The sequence below is a fragment of the Rhodococcoides trifolii genome, from assembly GCF_014635345.1.
In the GTDB taxonomy this organism is placed as follows: domain Bacteria; phylum Actinomycetota; class Actinomycetes; order Mycobacteriales; family Mycobacteriaceae; genus Rhodococcoides; species Rhodococcoides trifolii.
Map to the genome: position 1 here is coordinate 1,431,074 of NZ_BMCU01000001.1, position 19,338 is coordinate 1,450,411.

Genomic DNA, 19,338 nt, shown 5'->3' on the forward strand with positions numbered 1-19,338 from the left:
AAACTAGAGGAGACAACACCATGGAATTCGCTTACTCCGACCGCTGCCTCGACTTCCGTGAGCGACTGCTCGCGTTCATGGACGAGCACATCTATCCAGCGGAAGCGGTGTACGCGAAGCAGATGGTGGAGTCCGGGGATCCGCACTTCGATCCGCCCATCATGGAAGAGCTGAAGGCCGAAGCGAAGTCTCGTGGACTGTGGAACCTCTTTCATCCCGACCCCGAGTACGGCGCGGGTCTGACCAACGCCGACTACGCACCGCTCGCCGAAATCATGGGCCGCAGCGCCATTCTCGCCCCAGAAGCATGCAACTGTTCAGCGCCGGACACCGGCAACATGGAGGTGTTCACCCGGTTCGGCACGGACGAGCACAAGGAGAAGTGGCTCGAACCCCTTCTCGACGGCACGATCCGGTCCGCCTTCGCCATGACCGAACCGGCAGTCGCGAGTTCCGACGCCACCAACATCCAGATGACGATGGAGGCCGATGGTGACGACTTCGTCCTCAACGGTCGAAAGTGGTGGACCTCCAACGCATTGCACCCGAACTGCAAGGTGCTCATCGTCATGGGCAAGACCGATCCGAACGCATCGACGTACGCGCAGCAGTCGATGATGGTCGTACCTATCGACGCACCCGGCGTCACCGTCGTGCGCGGACTTCCGGTCTTCGGATACCAGGACCGCGAGGGCCACGCCGAGGTGCTGTTCGAGAACGTCCGGGTTCCCGGCAAGGACGTTCTCGCCGGCGTCGGTGCAGGTTTCATGATCGGCCAGGCGCGCCTCGGACCCGGGCGCATTCACCACTGCATGCGCGCCATCGGTATGGCAGAGCGGGCACTCGAGCTCATGTGCGAGCGCGCCTCGTCCCGCGTCGCCTTCGGCAAACCCGTTGCTGCGCAATCGAACATCCAAGACTGGATTGCCGAGTCACGCATCGACATCGAGATGGCGCGATTGCTCACTCTCAAGGCCGCGTGGCTGATGGACACCGTCGGCAACAAGGAAGCGCGCGTGGAGATCGCAGCCATCAAGGTGGCCGCCCCGAACATGGCCCTACGAATCGTCGATCGCGCCATCCAAGTACACGGCGGCGGCGGTGTCTCCGACGACTTCCCCCTCGCGAGTATGTACGCGCACCTGCGGACGTTGCGCTTGGCAGACGGACCCGACGAGGTGCACAAGCGCACCATCGCCCGCGTCGAGCTCGCGCCGTATCGGCAGGATGCCAAGAAGTGAGCGCTGTCGGCATCGACGAAGATGCAGTCGGTTCGTGGGTCGTCGATCTGGGAATCGGTGCCGTTCCTCCGATCTCGTTCGAGCGCATCGGAAACGGGCAGTCGAACCTGACGTATGCGGTCAAGGACGCGACTGGCGGCCGGTGGGTGCTGCGTCGACCCCCGTTGGGGCACCTGCTGGCTTCCGCGCACGACGTGGTGCGTGAGCACCGCATCCTGTCCTCGCTCCAGGGGACCAGCGTTCCCGTTCCCAAGATGGTTGCCGTGACCGATGATTCGGCCGTCACCGACGCACCTCTGGTCTTGATGAGCTATGTCGACGGCATCGTCGTCGACGCCGTCTCGGTTGCCGAGGGCCTCACCGAGGAGCGTCGACGCGCTATCGGTCTTGCGATGCCGGCAACGCTCGGCACGATTCACGGCGTGGACCTCGAGAGTGTGGGCCTGCTCGATCTTGCCAGCCACAAGCCCTATGCGGCACGCCAACTCAAGCGGTGGTCGGCGCAGTGGGAGCAGTCCAAGACCCGCGACGTGGACGACATCTCACGCCTTGCGACCGCGTTGGCCGATTCGGCGCCCGAACAGCACGAGCTCACTCTGGTCCACGGAGACTTCCACCTCAGCAACGTGATCACCTCTGCGGAAAACGGGTCGATCAAGGCCGTCGTGGACTGGGAGCTCTGCACCCTCGGTGATCCGCTCGCCGATCTCGGTGCGTTGCTTGCCTACTGGCCGGAGAAGACGGACCCGGCCGGCGGTCCGTTCATGATGTCGACGCTCCCTGGTTTCCCCACTCGGGCGGAGTTGGTCGAGACCTACGCGCAGTCGACGGGCCGCGACGTGTCGACCGCCGGATACTGGCACACGCTGGCGCTGTGGAAACTGTCGATCATCGCCGAGGGAGTGATGCGGCGAGCTCTCGACGACGAGCGCAACCGAGGCCGCGACGGCGGCCCGACGGCTACGCTGATCGACGGGATCATCGCCCGTGCCGTCAGGACTGCGGAGGAGTCGGGGATTCTGTGAGCCCCGCTGCGGCTGCGCGAATCTGCTCCGGGATCTCGACGGGTGTGCGGGTGACGGCGTCGACGTAGACGTGGACGAATCGGCCCGTGGCGGCAGGCTCGAGTTCGCTGCCGTTCTCGCGGAACACCGCCAGCGAGTACACGATCGACTTGCTGCCGAGCTTCGTAACGGCGATCCCCACATGCAACGCGTCGGGAAAGCTCAACTCGCGCAGATAGTTGCACGACGTCTCCGCGACGATGCCGATCGCGGGCAGGGTGCGAATGTCGACGCCGGCGGCATCCATCAACCATGCGTTCACGGCCGTGTCGAAATACGCGTAGTAGGTCACGTTGTTCACGTGGCCGTAGTGGTCGTTGTCCGCCCACCGGGTGGGAACCGGCCACAGCACCGGATAGTCGGATGCGTTGACGGGTTCGACCTCTCTCATGCCTTCGACAATAACGTGGCGCGTACGACGAGCCCCATGACGAGGGCCCAGAAGGCGGGGCCGATACCGGCGATCGAGACCCCGGACGCGGCGATCACGAAAGTGACCGTCGCGGGTATGCGCCCCCGCTCGTCGGACAGCGACGCCGCCAGCGAGGACGCGAGCACGCCGAGAAGTGCAAGTCCCGCAACGGTTTCGACGATCCCGGCCGGCGCCGCGGCGACCAGCGTGACCAGCGCAGCCGAGGCGATGGCCAGAACCAGGTACGAGACGCCGGCGGAGAACGCGGCGATCCATCGCTTCTTCGAGTCGGGGTGCGCGTCGGGAGCTGCCGACAACGCAGCACTGATCGCCGCGAGATTGACGGCGTGCACTCCCGCGGGCGCCGTGATTGCCGTCCCCAGCCCGGTGACGGCCATGGACGCGCGCCACGGTACGGCGTATCCGAAGGACGCCATGACTGCGGTTCCGGGGATGTTTTGCGACGCCATCGTGACGATGTAGAGCGGAAGCGCGATTCCGATCAGGGCCTGCCAGGTCCAATCCGGGGTCGTCAAGCTCAGAGTCGGCACCAGCGTAGACGTGTCGAAGGACGAGTTGCCGGCGACCACGCTGATCCCGATCACCACTGCCGCGGTGGCGAACGCGGCGGGAACGGCCCAGCGCGGTGCGACGCGGGAGAGGACCAGCCACACGATCACCACCGGAGCTACGGCGGCCGGGTTCGTCGCGAACGCCTTCACCGGCTCGATGCACAGTGGGAGAATCACCCCCGCAAGCATGGCCTGCGCCAGGGACACCGGAATCGATGCGATGAGGTCACCGAGCTTGGACCACACGCCGGTCAGCACGATGGCCAGACCGGTCACCACGAACGCGCCGACCGCCGCGGGCCAACCGCCCGCGACGGCGCCGGTGCCGGCCAGCAAGGCTGCGCCGGGTGTCGACCACGCCAATGTGATCGGCATCCGAAAGCGGTAGGCCAGGAACATGATTCCGAACGCCATCACCAGCGACATGGCGAACAGGCCGGACGCGGCCTGCGCGGGGTCGGCGCCCACCGAGCGAAGGCCAGTGAGTACGACGGCGAACGAGCTGGTGAAACCGACGAGCGCGGTGACGATTCCGGCGTTGATCGGTTGGGCAAGGGTCACGGGCACAGTCTGGCCTAGTCGTCCCCGAACACACATGTCGTGAGGCAGAACGGGTGCCCGGCGGGGTCTGACACGCCGGAGTCCGCGCAGTCGAGGGAGATGCCCGCGAAGCTGATCGAATTATCGTTCGACATGCAAACAAAATTACCTGCATAATCGAGGAGCTTTCGTGGAGGGGTGGATGCAGTGGGACGTAAGGCAAGGCGCATCGTAACGGCGATCTCAGTGGTCTTGGCCGGCCTTGTGTCGCCGCCGATCGCGAACGCGACACCGACCGAGTACGCGAACCTCGGCGACAGTTTCACCGCGGCCACAGGCGTTCTCCCGCTCGCGGCCGGTGCGCCCCTCGAGTGCCTGCAGTCCGATCAGAACTTTGCTCACATCGTCGCCCGCCGGCAGGGCTACGACCTGACGGACATCAGTTGCGGTGGCGCGGCGACCGACGACTTCTACTCCGCACAAAGCGCCGGCACTCGTCCGCAACTGGACGCACTGTCACCCTCGACCGGCGTGGTCACCGTGATGATCGGTGGAAACGACAGCAGTATCTTCTCCGGCGCGGTCACCTCGTGCGTGAATGCGACCCTGACGCACCTCGGCGTGGCCGACCCGTGCGAGCAGCAGTACGGCAACAAGTTCGACGACACCGTCCTCGGGACGACGCTTCCTGCCGTACGACAGGCGCTGCGAGACATCCACTCTCGTGCTCCTCGAGCCCGGGTCGTCGCCGTCGGTTACCCGTGGCTCCTTCCGTCGACAGGGAGTTGCGCGCCGTTCGTCCCCGTCGCCCTGGGAGACGTTCCCTTTCTGCGACGGTTGCAGACCACCCTGAACGACTCGATTCGCCGAGCCGCCGTGGACACGGGCACCACCTTCGTGGACATGTCCGTCGTATCCGAGGGGCACGACGCCTGCCAGCCCGTCGGGGTCCGGTGGGTCGAGCCACTGATCGGTGCCCGGCAACCGGTGCCGCTGCACCCGAATGCGTTGGGCGAGCAGGTCTTGGCTACCGAGGTGACCAAGGTGCTGTCCGTTGGCTGAGATGCGTCCGGCCGACCGGGTACGGCTGATTCGGAACGCCACCGTCAGTGCTGCTGTCGTGGGCGGCGTCGTCTGCGGTGCGGTCGGGTTCGTGGTCGCGACGGTAGTTGCGATGGGAGACGCAGCCCGGTCCCGGTAGTTTCTTCCGGCCCGTTCTTGTCGGTGCCCCCTCGTATGATCGAACATACATTCGAGGGGGGTGTGGTGATGTCGGGTTGGTCGAAGCCGGTGATGGAGTTTTCGCCGGACAGGTCTGCTGGGATTCGGTGGAGCGCCGGGATCGAGGTCGGCCAGTTCTTGGAAGCAATGTCCTCGTGGCGGGTGCGCGAGAACGCGGCGGCGTGCCGGGGTGTCGAGTCGGTGCTCGATGTCTACGAGACTCGCTTCGTCGCCGAGGCAAACGTGGTTCCGCCGGGGATGCGGGCTGATCTGGATCTGGCGAGCAAGACCGCCTCCTGCGACATCGCCGCCGCAACAGGACTGTCGAAAGCTGCGGCAGGAAGGTTGTATGCGGTCGGGGAGCAACTCGACCAGCGGTTGCCGTTGACGGCGTTACGGTTCCGGTGCGGCGCAATCGACCTTCCGCGGGTGCGAGCGATCACCACCGTGCTGGGCAAGGCGGGCGACGCCACCGTCGATGCGATCGAATGGCAGGCTCTGTCCGCCGCGGAGCGGCTCACTCCCGAACCGCTCGCGGCCCGAATATGGGCACTGTGGATGAACGTCGACCCTGATGAGGCCCGGGCCGTCCGGGAGGAGAACGCCCGCACCGCGTCCGGGGTGAAGGTCGCGGACAACCCGGACGGCACTGCGACCCTGACGGGGTATCTCTCGACGTTGGAGGGCGCCCAGGCCGATGCGTTGATCGGTGAGATGGCCGGCACGGTGTGCCGCAAGGACCCACGGTCCAAGAAGCAATTGCGGTCGGCGGCGTTGATGGCGTTCCTGCGGCAGGAGGCGTGGGTGTCGTGCCTGTGCGGCACCGCCGACTGCCCGTATGTGGGGCGGACGGAACCAGTGCGCGGACGTGACTATCTCGTGCAGGTGCTCGTCGACGTCGAGACGTTGCTGGGTTTGACCGCGTCGCCGGCGCATCTGGCGAACGGCACTCCGCTCGATGCGGACCTCGCGAGGATCATCGCCTCGGACGCCCGCTGGCAAGGATTGCTCACGGAGATGATGAGCATCGCTCGGGCGGACGGTCTCGTGAGCGCCGGCGAGACGAAGTGCGGCGCGGGGTTCGACACCGAGAGCGGTTCCGCCACAGACGAATCGACCAAGGACGACTGCAGAGGCGACGACCCCGGGGGCGCACGCGAAATCGTCGAACCCGAACCTGATGCAGACAAACCAGCTTCAACAACCCCCGCTTGCTCGACCGGTCTGCGCGACGTGGCGGTACGCCGGTTCGTGCGCCGCGGCCGCATCCGGACCGGCGGGATCGTCCCCACCCCGCAGTGGGCGCCTACCACCACCGCCGGGGTCGACGCGGAGTCCGCCACGTGCCTGAACCGGATCGTCGCGGAGTACCTCGCGGCGGTCGAGCGCGATCCCGCTCTCGCCGCGGGGCCGCACCCGGACGGTCACGGCGGATTCACAACCCCGCCGGCGGGGGCGCTGAACTACCGCCCCAGTGAACAGCTTCAAGCAATTGTTCGCGCCTTGTACCCAACCTGCACCCATGCCGGGTGTTCGGTGCCGTCGTCACGGTGCGAGCTCGATCATGCCGTGGAGTTCGACCACGACAACCCGCCGCAAGGTGGGTGGACGATCTCGGAGAACCTGCATCCGCTGTGCACCGTGCATCACCAGGTCAAGACGGCGAGGATGTGGACGCCGGGAATCATGGGCGGAGGACTCGTCTGCTGGCGATCGAACTCCGGCCTGACCCGCATCACCGCTCCCGCCGGAATCGTCCTCACCGGCCGACGCGTGGAGCGCCCCGATCCGCCGCCGGCAACAGCAGCGCCGACACCGCCCCTGCCCACCGAGGTCGAGAACTGGTGGGACGCAACGACATGGTGGGAAAAGAACCGACCGGAGGGTGACGTCGGGCCGACACTGCTCGATATTTCACACCTGGACGACCCGGTCGAACGACGCACGGCACTGGAACTTCGCGCCCACTATCGAGACCACGAAGAAACCCGATGGGCGCGATACATCCACGAACCGTGCCCGTTCTGATTCATTCGACGTGCGCCGTGGCCAGAACTGTCACGTAGTGGTATTCGATATGTCCTGCAGCGGAATCCGAGACGGCGGAGTGTACTGCACCCAACAACCGATCACGTTTGTCCGCAGGTAGTGCAATGTGGTTCGAGAAGGTGCCGAGCAGACCGACAAAACCGTCCGGGTCGTACTCTGCGGTCCAGTCGTAGGTGGTCACGGTCCATGGCGAGAAGCCCTCGGGTCGAGCTAAATTCTGCTCGAACTTCGCGTGCACCTCGATCTCGACGCGTCGATCCAGTTCGGGAGCGTATTCGGCGTACACCTCGTTGACCGCCGCCCATGCGGGGCCGTCGATGTCACGAAGGCGATTGCCGAAAACACAGAGTGCGCCACCCGGGCGCAGCGCCTTCGCAGCAACGGCGGCACCCGCTACCGGATCCACCCAATGCCAACTCTGCGCTGCGCACACCACGTCGAACGAGTGGTCGGGGACCACGCAGTTCTCGATGGTCGAGACCCGAACCTCGACATCGTCACCTGCGCAGCGTGATCGGATCAGATCGGCCATGCTCGGATCCGGCTCGACGGCCACCACCGATGCGCCTGCCCGCGCCAGCGCGACAGTCGCCTTGCCGGTTCCGGCGCCGGACTCGAGTACACGGGTTCCCTCGGCAACGATGTCCGCAATAGCCTGCGTCGGATATCCCGGTCGCCACCGGTCGTACTCGTCGGCGACCTGACCGAAACTGAGTGCGCGTTCGTTCGACATTCTTCGACGGTACAACTCGGGTCATACAGGCCCCCGATACCGTATCCTCACATTGGACCGGACCAGTCCTTACCTGCCCGAAAGGCTCTGACGTGGTGATGCCAGTACACCTTCGGGACACCGCAGTCCCGAAGCACGAACAGCTGCGCGCGATCCTGTTGCACCGGTGTACGAAAGAACTTCAGGCGGGCGACCTGATGCCCAGCGAGCGGAAGCTCATGGAGGACTACGGGGTCAGTCGGATCACCGTGCGCGAGGCCATCGGCCAGCTGGTCAACGAAGGTCACCTCGTCCGCGTCCGAGGCAAGGGCACCTTCGTGGCGAGTCGTCCCGTCCAGTCGCGGCTACATCTCGCGTCGTTCTCGGAGGAGATGCGGAATCAGGGCCTCACGCCGACGACGGTGGTGCTGTTCGCTCGACTCGAGGACACGTCCGCGGCGACGACCCGTGCGTTGCGGTTGGCGAACGGCGAAAAGGCCTATCACATCAAGCGATTACGGCTGGCCGACGGCGAACCGGTGAGTGTCGACGACGCGTGGTACAGCGCGACCGCACTTCCCGGTCTCATCGACCGAGACCTCAGCTCGTCCGTATACGAGACGGTGGCAACGCATTACGGGCTGACGATCGACCGCGCAGAGCAAACCGTGAGCGCCACGGCAGCGGACAACGACACCGCGACACTCCTCGGCACCAAACGAGGTGCGCCGGTCCTGTATTTCGACCGGGTCTCGTTCTGCGGCACCGAACCTCTCGAACACACCGAGAGCTGGTATCGGTGCGATCGATACCAGCTCTCGATGGAAGTGCAGGGACAGCGGCGTCAGACGTCGCGTTAGACGAGTTCGAACAGCGGGTCACCGGGTTGGACGTCGGAGCCCACGGACGGCACCGGAAACGAATCGGGCTTCGAATCCATGACGACCACGGGGCATACGTCGGAATACCCGGCGGCGGCGATGGCTGCAGGGTCGTAGGTGACGACGATGTCCCCTGCTTCGACCCGATCACCCTCCGCAGCAACGAGTTCGAAGCCTTTGCCCTTCATCTGCACGGTATCGATGCCGATGTGAACGAGTACGCCCGACTTCTCCGGTGTGAAGACCACAAACGCGTGCGGATGCAGCTTCAGAATCTTGCCTGCCACGGGGGATCGGACATCGACCCGTCCGCTCGTCGGAGCGGGCGTGATGGCGACGCCGGCACCTACCATCTGACTCGCGAACACCGGGTCCGGGACATCGGCGAGAGGGATGACATGCCCGGGCAACGGGGTGAGAACCGGTGTCACAGAATGTCCTCGATGTCCTCGGCGAGGGTATCCGCAGATGGTCCGACGATTACCTGAACCGCGGTGCCCTTGTGGAAGACGCCGTGCGCTCCGGCCGCTTTGAGCGCAGACTCGTCGACGAGCGACCCGTCCTTTACTTCGGTTCGTAGCCGGGTGATGCACGCTTCGATCTCGACGATGTTCTCGGCGCCGCCGAGTCCGGCGACGATGGCTTCCGCTTTGGACATCGATTCTCCTCTGGTTGTCGTCCGTGTCACATCACGAGGTTGACATCGGCGCTGTACCTGGTCAAACTACAACTGGTTATGACCGGACAGTACCCCCTGGTTCTGCGGTCCACAACACCCGGAAGGAACCGACCATGGCAGTGGAAACATCCTCGACGGACGAAGGCAAGAAGGATTCCAGAGCGCTGGCCGGTCTGCAACGGTTCGGTCGAAGCCTCATGCTTCCGATCGCCGTTCTACCCGCCGCGGGAATCCTGCTAAGACTCGGCCAGGACGACCTGCTCGGCAGCTTCAGCAGCCTGAAGACCGCCGCTACCGTCATCTCCGCCGCCGGTCAGTCGGTCTTCACCTGGCTTCCGCTGATCTTCGCGGTGGGCATCGCGATCGGGTGGGCCAAGAAGTCCGACGGGTCCACCGCTCTTGCCGCCGTCGTCGGCTACATGGTGATGGACGGTGTGTTCAAGGCGATGTCACCGGTAGTGCTCGCCGGCAAGACCGACGCCAAGGGCGCACAAGCCATGATCGATTTCGGTGTGCTCGCAGGCATCGTTATCGGCTTGCTGTCCGCCATCCTGTGGCAGCGCTTCTACCGCCAGAAGCTGCCCGACTACCTCGGTTTCTTCAGCGGCCGCAGGCTGGTACCCATTCTCACCGCCGTCACCGGACTCGTTGTCGCAGTGATCATGTCGTTTGTCTACCCACTGTTCTACAGCGCGCTGAACTGGGTCGGTAACACGGTGGCGGACCACAGCGTGGTCGGCAGCGGTATCTATGGATTCGCCAACCGCATGCTCATTCCGGCCGGCCTGCACCACATTTTGAACTCCGTCGTCTGGTTCCTCGTCGGTGATTATCAGGACGCGGGCGGGCAGCTCGTTCGCGGCGACCTCAACCGCTTCTTCGCCGGGGATCCGTCCGCCGGTGTGTTCATGACCGGGTTCTTCCCGATCCTGATGTTCGCTCTGCCTGCCGCCGCGTTCGCGATCTACCGCAACGCGAAGCCGTCGCAGAAGAAGGTCGTCGGAGGAATCATGTTGTCCACCGGTCTGACTGCATTCGTCACCGGCATCACCGAGCCGCTGGAGTACTCGTTCATGTTCGTGGCGTGGCCGCTCTACATCATCCACGCGTTCCTGACCGGAACGTCGATGGCGTTGTGCAACGCCCTCGGAATCCACGACGGGTTCACCTTCTCCGCGGGCGGTATCGACTACCTGCTGAACTACGGAATCGCCACCAAAGCGTGGATGCTCATCCCCATCGGCTTGGTCTATGCAGTGATCTACTACTTCCTTTTCAGCTTCGTCATCAAGAAGTGGAACCTGCGTACGCCAGGACGCGAGGACGACGTGGTCCCGGACGCTGCAGAAGCCAAGTGACACAGGAGTTCCTGCGCGGGAGGGTCGTCGCGGAGGATGGCATCGTTGACGACGGTGTCGTCACCACCCGCGACGGCGTGATCACCGCAGTTCGGGCGGCCCAGCCGGACGATGCGCCGGCTGGGCCGGATACGACGATCATTCCCGGCCTGGTCGACGTGCACTGTCATGGTGGTGGAGGACAGAGCTTTCCCGATTCGGATTCGGTCATGGACGCGGTGCTGCACCACCGTCGACACGGCACCACGACCATGCTGGCGTCACTCGTATCGGCTCCGTCCGCCCGACTTCTTCAGCGGACCGCGGTCCTCGCGGACCTGTACGAACGCGACGAGATCGCCGGCATCCATCTCGAAGGTCCGTTCATCTCGGCCGCCTGCTGCGGCGCACAGGATCCGGCGTCCATCGTCGACGGCGATCCGGAATTGTTGCGGGACTTGATCGACGCCGGTCGCGGGTCGATCAAGTCCATGACGCTGGCGCCCGAGACCGGCCGCTTCGACGAGCTGGTGGAGGTTATGCGCGGAGCGGGAATGGTTGCGAGTATCGGCCACACCAACGCCGATGCGACTGTCGTGCGACATGCATTCGAGAAGATCGGCGGCCCGGCCAGTGCGACGCACCTGTTCAACGGGATGCCCCAGTTTCACCACCGGTCACCGGGCCCCGTCGGCGCATGTCTCGCCGCAGCCGGCGCCGGGGCAGCAGTTCTCGAATTGATCGGGGACGGTGTGCATCTCGCCGACGACACAGTGCGTATGGTGTTCGATCTGGTGGGGCCCGATCGAATCGCGTTCGTCAGCGACGCGATGGCCGCCGCCGGGATGCCGGACGGCCGCTACCGCTTGGGTGCGTTGGATGTCCAGGTGACGGGCGGGACCGCGCGTCTGGCGGAGGGATCGCATGCCATCGCGGGCGGGACCTCGAACGTTCTCGATATCGTGCGGCGAGCAGTGGTCCACGCCGGTGTCGGAATAAGCGATGCGGTTCGGGCCGGATCACGAACTCCCGCACTGTTGTTGGGTATGAACGATGTCGGTCGCATCGCGGTCGGTGCGCGTGCCGACATCGTCGTCACCGACGCCGATCTACGACCGGTGCGCGTGATGCGCCATGGTGACTGGGTGAAAGGGGTCTACTGATGGAGGTCGTGATCCGGCCTGACGTCGCCGAGGTCGACTCGGTGGTCGCGGACGTCGTCGAACGAGTGGTGCGGTCCGGGTCGTGCGTTCTCGGGCTCGCAACCGGGTCGAGTCCGGTCGGCACCTACCGCGAACTGGCCCGGCGACACCGCGAGAACGGTTTGTCCTTCTCCGGCGCGCGCGCATTCCTGCTCGACGAATACGTCGGGCTGCCGAAAGATCAGGAGCAGTCGTACTTCTCGTTCATCAGGGCGGAGTTCGTCGACCACGTCGACCTCGATCCTGCGGTGGTGGAAAGTCCGAACGGAGAAGCGTCGGACATCGCCGCGGAAGCGATCCGATACGACCGCGCCATCGCCGAGGGCGGGGGTGTCGACGTGCAGTTGCTCGGCATCGGCACCGACGGACATATCGGCTTCAACGAGCCGGGTTCGTCGCTCCGGTCGCGGACCAGGGTCAAGACGCTCACCGAACAGACACGGGCCGACAACGCACGCTTCTTCGATGCGCCGGACGCCGTCCCGCACCACGTTCTGACGCAAGGTCTCGGCACCATTCTCGAGGCGAAACACCTGATTCTGATTGCGACCGGAGAGTCCAAGGCCGACGCAGTTGCCGCCGCCGTGGAGGGTCCGTTGTCGGCATTCTGTCCGGCTTCGGTCATCCAGTGGCACCAGCACGTCAGCGTGGTCGTGGACGAGGCGGCGGCATCGAAACTCGCACTCGCCGACTACTACCGGTACGCGTTTGCGAACAAGCCGGCGTGGCAATCTCTGTAGGCATGACTTCAATCGAGATCGTCGAAGGCGACATCACCACCCTCGAGGTCGACGCCATCGTGAACGCGGCGAGCTCGGAACTGCTCGGTGGCGGAGGCGTCGACGGTGCCATCCATCGTGCAGGTGGCCCGGAAATTCTCGCGGAGTGCCGCAAACTGCGGCAATCGACCTACCCGAACGGGTTACCGGCCGGACAGGCCGTGTCGACGACGGCGGGAAACCTGCCGTCCCGCTGGGTGATTCACACCGTAGGGCCGGTGTACTCGGAGACGGAGGATCGGTCGGAGACCCTCCGGTCCGCGTACATCGCATCGCTCGCGGCTGCCGATATTCTGGGCGCTCATCACGTGGCGTTCCCGCTCATCTCGGCCGGTGTGTACGGGTGGCCGAAAAAGGATGCCGTCGATCAGGCCGTCACGGCCATCGAGTCGGCCGTCACCCATGTCACGACGGTCACGATGGTGGCGTTCGGCGACGAGGTTGCGGATTTGCTGCGCGCGCGGCTCGAGAGCGCGTGATCGGTCGGGACTAGGCCCGCGCGTGCTCCGATGCGCGCGCAATCTGCTCGTCGGTGGGCCGCACTCCGGTGTAGAGGACGAACTGCTCGGCCGCCTGCAACGCGATCACTTGCGCACCCGTCACCACGGGCTTTCCTGCTGCTCTCGCCGCCACGATCAGGGGCGTCTCCGACGGCATCGCGACCACGTCGAACACTGCGTGTGCCCCGGAAATCTGATCGCCGGTGAAGGGAGACGAGTCCGAGTCCGGACCGCCCGCCATGCCGATCGGAGTCACGTTCACGAGCAGGTCCGCTCCCTGAACCTCGGGGGACCAGCGGTAGCCGTAGAGATCGGCCAGGGCCGGTCCGCTCTCGGTGTTGCGGGCTGCGACCGTGCCGTTGGTGAATCCCGCATCGCGTAGGGCAGCGACCACGGCCTTGGCCATTCCGCCACTACCGGCGACGGTCACAGTCCAGTCCGTCGGAAAGTTCGCTTGCGCCACGAGATCCGCGACCGCCTGGTAATCCGTGTTGTACGCATGCAAAACACCGTCGTCGTTGACGATGGTGTTGACCGACGCGATCGCGGACGCCGAGTCGTGCAGCACGTCCAGGTATTCGATGCACGCTTCCTTGAACGGCATCGACACCGCACTGCCTCTGATGCCCAGCGCGCGGATCCCGCCGATGGCCGCCCGCAGATCGGTGGTCGTGAACGCCTTGTAGACGAAGTCGAGATCGAGCTCGTCGTACAGAAAGTTGTGGAACCTGGTTCCGAAGTTGCTCGGACGCGCCGACAGCGACATGCACAGCTTCGTATCCCGATTCAGGTTGCGCGACATGTCGGTGAGACTAACCGCATCCCTGCGCTACGTCGGTCAGTGTCTCGCGATCGGCAGCGGTGATCGGGAGCCCGTACTGCACGGCCACCGTGAGATAGCGACCCGCGTAGAAGCAGTGATACGCCTCGTTCGGTGGCATCCAGTCGGCCGGTGTCTTGTCGCTCTTGGCCTGGTTCTCCTCGCCGTCGACGGCCATCAACTCGTAGGTCACGTCGTTCGCGAACTGAATGCGTCGCTCGATCGGCCAGAGCGACGCACCCATGTCCCAGGCAGCGGACAACGGGTAGACGTGGTCGATCTGCACGTTGCCCGCATCCTGCTTCGTGAACGGGATCGTCTCGCCCGTGTACGGGTCGGCCAAGGATCCTGCGACCACGACGCATTCGTTCGTGCCCGGCTTGAATTCGACGTTCGTCAGCGCGACCTGCAGGACGTTGTCGCGTGTGCCGCACCCGTCGTGTCCACCGGGTCCGTCGTAGTCGTCGGTCCACGCCGGACCGAAGACGCAGCCGTCGCCGGCCTTGCAACTTCGTTCGTAACCGGGGACATCGGGACGGGACTCGACCGACTCGGCACCGGCGAGCAGGGCTTCCAGCTGCACTCGGGTAGGGCTGCCCGGTGCCGGGGCGGCGGCGGTGAATCCCGGAACCGAGTCGCAGCCGGTGACCATCGAGAACACAGCGACGAGACCGGCGGCGAGAAGCAGGAGCAGGCGGCGGCGGGTCACTCGTGCAGTGTGCCCGGCCGCACCGACAGAGTGCCGACGGTTATCCACAGCCGATTTCGAGGACCACTTTCCCGGCGGCATGACCGTCCTCGACCGCAGCGAGGGCTTCGCCCGCGCGGGCAAGGGGGAAGCGGAGGCCGACGCGAGGATCGAGAACACCGGACTCGACCAGAGCGGCAAGTGCAGCGAACGCGTCGCTCGTGCGGCGGCGCGTCACACCCGAGCCGCCCAGCGCGGTCGCAGTCGACGGGTCCGCCACGCTGATCAACCGGCCGTCGGGAGCGAGGGCGGCGGCAACCGATCGGAGCGTGTCCCCGCCGACGAGGTCGAGGATTGCGTCGACCCGCTCGCGGGGAACGGTGCCGCGATCGAGCCAGAGTGCGCCGAGCTCACGGACCACCGCGGCTTTCGATTCGCTCGCGATACCCAGCACTCGTGCACCTCGACTGCGTGCGATCTGAAGTGCAGCGGTGCCCACACCGCCGCCGGCGCCGATCACGACCAGCGTGGTGTCGGCGGCGACCTTCATCTGATCCAGCGCGTCGTAGGCGGTTCCCGCCGCCACGGGAAGCGTCGACGCGTCGGCGAACGAGACGCCTTCCGGTTTGTGGGCTGCCGATGCCGCGTCGACGAGGGTGTACTCGGCGTAGCCGCCGTCCGCGGCCCCGAACACGTCGTCACCCGGCTCGAAACCGGTGACGCCCTCACCGGTGGCAGTCACGGTTCCGGCTACCTCCCGACCCAGAATCGCAGGAAAGGTCACCGGCACGGTCGCCTTCCGCAAGCCGGATCGAACCTTCCAATCGGCCGGGTCGACACCGGCTGCGCGAACCTGCACCAACAGCTGACCGGGACCGGGCTGCGGCGTGGGCAGATCCAGCAGAACCTGCGTCTCGGGACCGCCGTAGGCGGTGAAGCAGTATGCGAGGGGCACGGCGGCCATCCTGCCAGTTGTCGCAGTGCTCGATGTGTCGTCGCGGTACCCGGAGTGTCACAGCCTGGTGGTTGGATGGATCCATGCTGCACGGGCTCTGGACTCCAGGTGCGGGCCTCATGCTGTGGGACGACGAGACCGTCGGCCCGGAGGACGCGGGCGACGAACTTCCGCCCGTCCTCGCCAAGGTGATGACGCGCAAATTCCGACACCGACCTCGCGTCACCCTGCCGTCGCCGCCCGGAACGATGTCCGTCGCGATGCCTGCCATCGGGCTTGCCCCACCCGAGGCCGTCGAGGTGTTGCTGAAGGTTCCCCGCAGGCACTCCGAAATCTCCGGAGATCTTCGCTTCCTGGGGGTGGTGGTAGCCGGTCTGCAGCGGTGGGTGCGCGCCGGTCGGGTGGTGCCGCAGCAACACCGGGCGGAGAACCAGTGGTGGACTCGGTGGGAGTTGGTCGGCGGGGAGGCGCAGCGTGCGTGGCTCGCCGAGCTGATCGCCGTCATGCCGCCGGTGCAGACGTTCGAGAGCGGCGGCGCGAAAGCAGTTCTCGACGATCTGGTCGGAGAACTCACCGATCCGTTGGTGCGCCGCATCGTCGGTCGGCCGGACGTCACCCATCCACTGCTGGAGTCGCTGTTGGACGGGGAGCCGTACCAGGACGGGACGGCCAGATCCGAGGCGCTGCTGACGAAGTGGCGGGACAGCCTGCAGGGTGACGAGCCGGATCTGGTGCTGCGGTTGCTCGAGCCGGAGGATCTGCCGGAAAGCGCGGACACCAACACGGGTTCGGACACCGAAACGGGTTCGGACACACTGTGGCGTCTCGAGGTGCTGTTGAGACCGGACGGCGAAGCGCCGCAACCTGTTCCGGTTCGTGGGAGTCTCGACCCCACATTCCTGCGGATCGGGGTGCGGAAGCTGGGGGAGGCCATCAATGTCTACCCACGTCTGCGCGATGTCCCCTCCGATCCCGACACCCTCGATCTGCTGCTTCCCACCGAGGTGGTGATCGATCTGGTTCAGCACGGCGCAACCCCGCTGCGCGAGAAGGGAATCACGGTTCTGCTTCCGCGTGCCTGGAGCAAGCTCGACCCGTCGCTGCGACTGAAGGTCGAGTCGCCGCCGACACCGGCCACCGAGGATCGCGCCGTCGGTATGAACGAGATCGTCTCGTACGATTGGCAACTCGCGCTCGGAGACATGGTGCTCACCGAGGTCGAGATGTCGCGGATGATCGATGCGAAATCCGGTCTCGTGCGTATGCGCGGGCAGTGGGTGCAGGCGGACGCGGCAACGCTGGCGAAGGCCATCAAGTTCATCACCGATCAGGGGCAGTCCGATGCGGCGTCGCTGAAGTCGCTTCTGGACCAGCTCGCGAGCGACAAGCCGCCGCCGGTTCCCATCGATCGGATCGCGGCAACGGGTTGGGCTGCGGCACTACTGGATCCGGATCGAAAGCCCGAGCCGATCCCGGTTCCGGACTCGCTGAAGGCGACGCTGCGTCCCTATCAGCAACGGGGTCTGGACTGGTTGGTCTTCATGAGTTCTCTGGGTCTGGGTGCGGTGTTGGCCGACGACATGGGGTTGGGCAAGACCATCCAGGTGTTGGCGCTGCTCGCCCACGAGCACAGTGTGTTGCCGACGCTGTTGGTCTCGCCGATGTCCGTCGTCGGTAACTGGCAGCGCGAGGCCGCGAAGTTCGTGCCCGATCTGAAGGTGCACGTTCATCACGGAGCCGATCGGTTGCGCGATGAGGAGCTGACTCGCGCAGTGGTGTCGAGTGACCTGGTGGTGACGACCTACGCACTGCTCGCCCGTGACGTCGAACAACTGCAGAAGCAGTCGTGGCGGCGCATCGTGCTGGACGAGGCGCAACACATCAAGAACCACACCACCCGCCAGTCCAAGGCCGCGAGCGCCATCCCCGCCGATCACCGCCTGGCTCTCACCGGCACGCCCGTCGAGAACCGGCTCGACGAGCTGCGGTCCATCCTGAACTTCACCAACAAGGACCTGTTGGGGTCTCCGTCGGGCTTCCGCGCTCGGTTCGCCGTCCCCATCGAGCGGGAGAAGGACGAGACCGCCGTCGCTCGATTGCGTTCGCTCACATCGCCGTTCGTGTTGCGCCGAGTCAAGACCGACAAGAATGTGATCGCCGACCTTCCCGACAAGTTCGAGATGACGGTGCGCAGCAACCTCACCGCAGAGCAGGCTTCGCTGTATCAAGCCGTGGTCGACGACATGATGCGGCAGATCGCCGAATCGGAAGGCATGGCGCGCAAGGGCGCCGTGCTGGCGACGCTCACGCGGCTCAAACAGATCTGTAATCACCCGGCGCATTTCCTCGGTGACGGGTCGGGCGTACTCAAGCGTGGGCAACACCGGTCCGGCAAGCTGGCACTCGTCGAGGACATCCTCGAATCGGTGCTCGGCGACGGCGAGAAGGCGTTGTTGTTCACACAGTTTCGTGAGTTCGGGGACATCGTCGCCCCGCACCTGTCCGATCGCTTCGGCCGGGACGTTCCGTTCCTGCACGGTGGGGTGTCGAAGAAGAAGCGCGACGAGATGGTCGAGTCGTTCCAGTCCGACGACGGCCCGCCGATCATGGCGCTCTCCCTCAAGGCCGGTGGTACGGGTCTGAACCTCACTGCGGCCAACCACGTCGTCCATCTGGATCGGTGGTGGAACCCGGCCGTCGAGAACCAGGCGACGGACCGGGCGTTCCGGATCGGTCAGCGCAAGAACGTGCAGGTGCGCAAGCTGCTGTGCGTCGGAACGGTCGAAGAGCGCATCGACTCGATGTTGACGACGAAGAAGGACCTGGCCGACCTCGCGGTGGGTACCGGTGAGAGTTGGGTGACCGAGATGTCGACCGCCGAATTGCGCGACCTCATGAGCCTCTCCCGAGATGCGGTGGGTGACTGATGGTCGATTTCAGCCAGTACGGAAAGCGTCGACTCGTCGCCGGTGGGATCGAATCACGCACCACGCGTGGAGCATTCGGTCGCACCTGGTGGGGCAAGCAGTTCGTCGCGACCATCGAGGATCTCGCCGACGCCGGTCGCCTGGCCCGCGGACGCACCTATGCGCGCGGCAAAGCTGTGCTGTCGCTGGAGATTCGCCGCGGTCTCATCATCGGTGACGTCCAGGGAAGTCAGAACGATCCGTTCTCGGCGGTCGTGTCCGTGCGTCCGCTCGACACGTTCGCCACCGACGAGCTGCTTGCCGAGATCAGGCAGACGCCGGGAATGTTGGCCGAACTCGCGTCGGGGGTCATTCCCACTGCGCTCGGTCCGCGGTTGTTGCCGACCAGCGCGTCCGAACTCGACTTCGAATGCACGTGCCCCGACGCGGGGTGGCCGTGCAAGCACGCCGCGGCTCTGACGTATCTCGCTGCCGAAGAGATCGACGTGAGCGCCGACAAGATCTTGATATTGCGTGGGGTGGAACTCGACTCGTTGATCACGGGAATCGAGTCGACGACGACGCGGGTCAGCGTGGACGATCACTTCGGTGACGAGGTCGAGTTCCCCGGCCTGCCCACTGCTGCGCACGCCGCCGCGCCCGCCGACCTGGACCGGTCCTACTTGCGCCTGGCCCTGCGGACGGCGGACGTCGAGGAGTCCGAGATCGCGAAGGCCATGACCGATCTGGACGGTCTCTACCGACGGATGATGTAGACCC

Annotated in this window: 20 protein-coding genes; 12 read left to right on the forward strand and 8 right to left on the reverse strand. The window is 65.3% G+C overall.

Going from position 1 to position 19,338, the window contains the following annotated elements; translation table 11 throughout:
• Nucleotides 1–20 precede the first annotated feature (20 nt).
• Nucleotides 21–1,241 carry an acyl-CoA dehydrogenase family protein gene (locus IEW02_RS06690; protein WP_188543842.1) on the forward strand — a complete coding sequence of 407 codons (1,221 nt, stop codon included), beginning with the start codon at nt 21–23 and terminating at the stop codon, nt 1,239–1,241.
• A complete protein-coding gene (locus IEW02_RS06695) occupies nt 1,238–2,266 on the forward strand; it encodes a phosphotransferase family protein (protein ID WP_188543843.1) in 1,029 nt (342 codons plus the stop codon). Before IEW02_RS06690 ends, IEW02_RS06695 begins: the two co-directional genes overlap by 4 nt.
• On the opposite strand, the gene IEW02_RS06700 is transcribed toward IEW02_RS06695, so the two are convergent.
• Nucleotides 2,235–2,696 carry an acyl-CoA thioesterase gene (locus tag IEW02_RS06700; RefSeq protein WP_188543844.1) on the reverse strand — a complete coding sequence of 154 codons (462 nt, stop codon included), beginning with the start codon at nt 2,694–2,696 and terminating at the stop codon, nt 2,235–2,237. The genes IEW02_RS06695 and IEW02_RS06700 overlap by 32 nt on opposite strands.
• Complete coding sequence (locus IEW02_RS06705) at nt 2,693–3,886, reverse strand: benzoate/H(+) symporter BenE family transporter (RefSeq protein WP_188543845.1); 1,194 nt, start codon at nt 3,884–3,886, stop codon at nt 2,693–2,695. Before IEW02_RS06705 ends, IEW02_RS06700 begins: the two co-directional genes overlap by 4 nt.
• A 189-nt stretch (nt 3,887–4,075) precedes the next feature.
• Here IEW02_RS06705 and IEW02_RS06710 point away from each other — a divergent pair, with 189 nt between their 5' ends.
• From IEW02_RS06710 to IEW02_RS06720, 3 genes are read left to right on the forward strand one after another with little or no spacing between them, the layout of a single operon-like run.
• Nucleotides 4,076–4,891, forward strand: a complete 816-nt coding sequence (locus IEW02_RS06710) for an SGNH/GDSL hydrolase family protein (protein ID WP_229745812.1) — start codon at nt 4,076–4,078, stop codon at nt 4,889–4,891.
• Nucleotides 4,884–5,030 (forward strand): hypothetical protein, encoded by a 147-nt coding sequence (locus IEW02_RS06715; protein ID WP_188543847.1) that lies wholly within the window; start codon nt 4,884–4,886, stop codon nt 5,028–5,030. Before IEW02_RS06710 ends, IEW02_RS06715 begins: the two co-directional genes overlap by 8 nt.
• 35 nt (nt 5,031–5,065) lie before the next feature.
• Entirely contained in the window at nt 5,066–7,078 is a 2,013-nt protein-coding gene (locus tag IEW02_RS06720; RefSeq protein ID WP_188543848.1) for an HNH endonuclease signature motif containing protein, read from the forward strand.
• A 1-nt stretch (nt 7,079) separates the two neighbouring features.
• Here the strand turns inward: IEW02_RS06720 and IEW02_RS06725 are convergent, their stop codons facing one another.
• Nucleotides 7,080–7,832, reverse strand: a complete 753-nt coding sequence (locus tag IEW02_RS06725) for a class I SAM-dependent methyltransferase (protein WP_188543849.1) — start codon at nt 7,830–7,832, stop codon at nt 7,080–7,082.
• A gap of 95 nt (nt 7,833–7,927) precedes the next feature.
• Here IEW02_RS06725 and IEW02_RS06730 point away from each other — a divergent pair, with 95 nt between their 5' ends.
• Nucleotides 7,928–8,671: a GntR family transcriptional regulator gene (locus IEW02_RS06730; protein ID WP_229745854.1), complete on the forward strand. Its 744-nt coding sequence runs from the start codon at nt 7,928–7,930 to the stop codon at nt 8,669–8,671.
• Here IEW02_RS06730 and IEW02_RS06735 read toward each other — a convergent pair.
• Together IEW02_RS06735 and IEW02_RS06740 are read right to left on the reverse strand one after the other, a co-directional pair.
• Nucleotides 8,668–9,123: a PTS sugar transporter subunit IIA gene (locus IEW02_RS06735; protein ID WP_188543850.1), complete on the reverse strand. Its 456-nt coding sequence runs from the start codon at nt 9,121–9,123 to the stop codon at nt 8,668–8,670. The genes IEW02_RS06730 and IEW02_RS06735 overlap by 4 nt on opposite strands.
• A complete protein-coding gene (locus IEW02_RS06740) occupies nt 9,120–9,380 on the reverse strand; it encodes a PTS sugar transporter subunit IIB (protein ID WP_188543851.1) in 261 nt (86 codons plus the stop codon). The genes IEW02_RS06735 and IEW02_RS06740 overlap by 4 nt, the downstream gene beginning before the upstream one ends.
• Nucleotides 9,381–9,484: 104 nt before the next feature.
• Between IEW02_RS06740 and IEW02_RS06745 the strand changes: the two genes are divergently transcribed.
• From IEW02_RS06745 to IEW02_RS06760, 4 genes are read left to right on the forward strand one after another with little or no spacing between them, the layout of a single operon-like run.
• Nucleotides 9,485–10,729 (forward strand): PTS transporter subunit EIIC, encoded by a 1,245-nt coding sequence (locus tag IEW02_RS06745; protein ID WP_188543852.1) that lies wholly within the window; start codon nt 9,485–9,487, stop codon nt 10,727–10,729.
• A complete protein-coding gene (locus IEW02_RS06750; RefSeq protein ID WP_188543853.1) occupies nt 10,726–11,871 on the forward strand; it encodes an N-acetylglucosamine-6-phosphate deacetylase in 1,146 nt (381 codons plus the stop codon). Before IEW02_RS06745 ends, IEW02_RS06750 begins: the two co-directional genes overlap by 4 nt.
• Nucleotides 11,871–12,650 carry a glucosamine-6-phosphate deaminase gene (gene nagB / locus IEW02_RS06755; protein ID WP_188543854.1) on the forward strand — a complete coding sequence of 260 codons (780 nt, stop codon included), beginning with the start codon at nt 11,871–11,873 and terminating at the stop codon, nt 12,648–12,650. Before IEW02_RS06750 ends, nagB begins: the two co-directional genes overlap by 1 nt.
• A 2-nt stretch (nt 12,651–12,652) precedes the next feature.
• Nucleotides 12,653–13,168 (forward strand): O-acetyl-ADP-ribose deacetylase, encoded by a 516-nt coding sequence (locus tag IEW02_RS06760; protein WP_188543855.1) that lies wholly within the window; start codon nt 12,653–12,655, stop codon nt 13,166–13,168.
• Between the two features lie 10 nt (nt 13,169–13,178).
• On the opposite strand, the gene IEW02_RS06765 is transcribed toward IEW02_RS06760, so the two are convergent.
• From IEW02_RS06765 to IEW02_RS06775, 3 genes are all read right to left on the reverse strand, one after another.
• Nucleotides 13,179–13,991 carry a shikimate 5-dehydrogenase gene (locus tag IEW02_RS06765; protein ID WP_188543856.1) on the reverse strand — a complete coding sequence of 271 codons (813 nt, stop codon included), beginning with the start codon at nt 13,989–13,991 and terminating at the stop codon, nt 13,179–13,181.
• A gap of 10 nt (nt 13,992–14,001) precedes the next feature.
• A complete protein-coding gene (locus IEW02_RS06770) occupies nt 14,002–14,661 on the reverse strand; it encodes an HNH endonuclease family protein (RefSeq protein ID WP_229745855.1) in 660 nt (219 codons plus the stop codon).
• A gap of 97 nt (nt 14,662–14,758) precedes the next feature.
• Nucleotides 14,759–15,652, reverse strand: a complete 894-nt coding sequence (locus IEW02_RS06775) for an NADP-dependent oxidoreductase (RefSeq protein WP_188543858.1) — start codon at nt 15,650–15,652, stop codon at nt 14,759–14,761.
• An 83-nt stretch (nt 15,653–15,735) separates the two neighbouring features.
• On the opposite strand from IEW02_RS06775, the gene IEW02_RS06780 reads away from it, so the two are divergent.
• Together IEW02_RS06780 and IEW02_RS06785 are read left to right on the forward strand one after the other, a co-directional pair.
• A complete protein-coding gene (locus IEW02_RS06780; RefSeq protein ID WP_188543859.1) occupies nt 15,736–18,579 on the forward strand; it encodes a DEAD/DEAH box helicase in 2,844 nt (947 codons plus the stop codon).
• Nucleotides 18,579–19,334 (forward strand): SWIM zinc finger family protein, encoded by a 756-nt coding sequence (locus IEW02_RS06785; RefSeq protein ID WP_188543860.1) that lies wholly within the window; start codon nt 18,579–18,581, stop codon nt 19,332–19,334. The genes IEW02_RS06780 and IEW02_RS06785 overlap by 1 nt, the downstream gene beginning before the upstream one ends.
• Nucleotides 19,335–19,338: the final 4 nt, after the last annotated feature.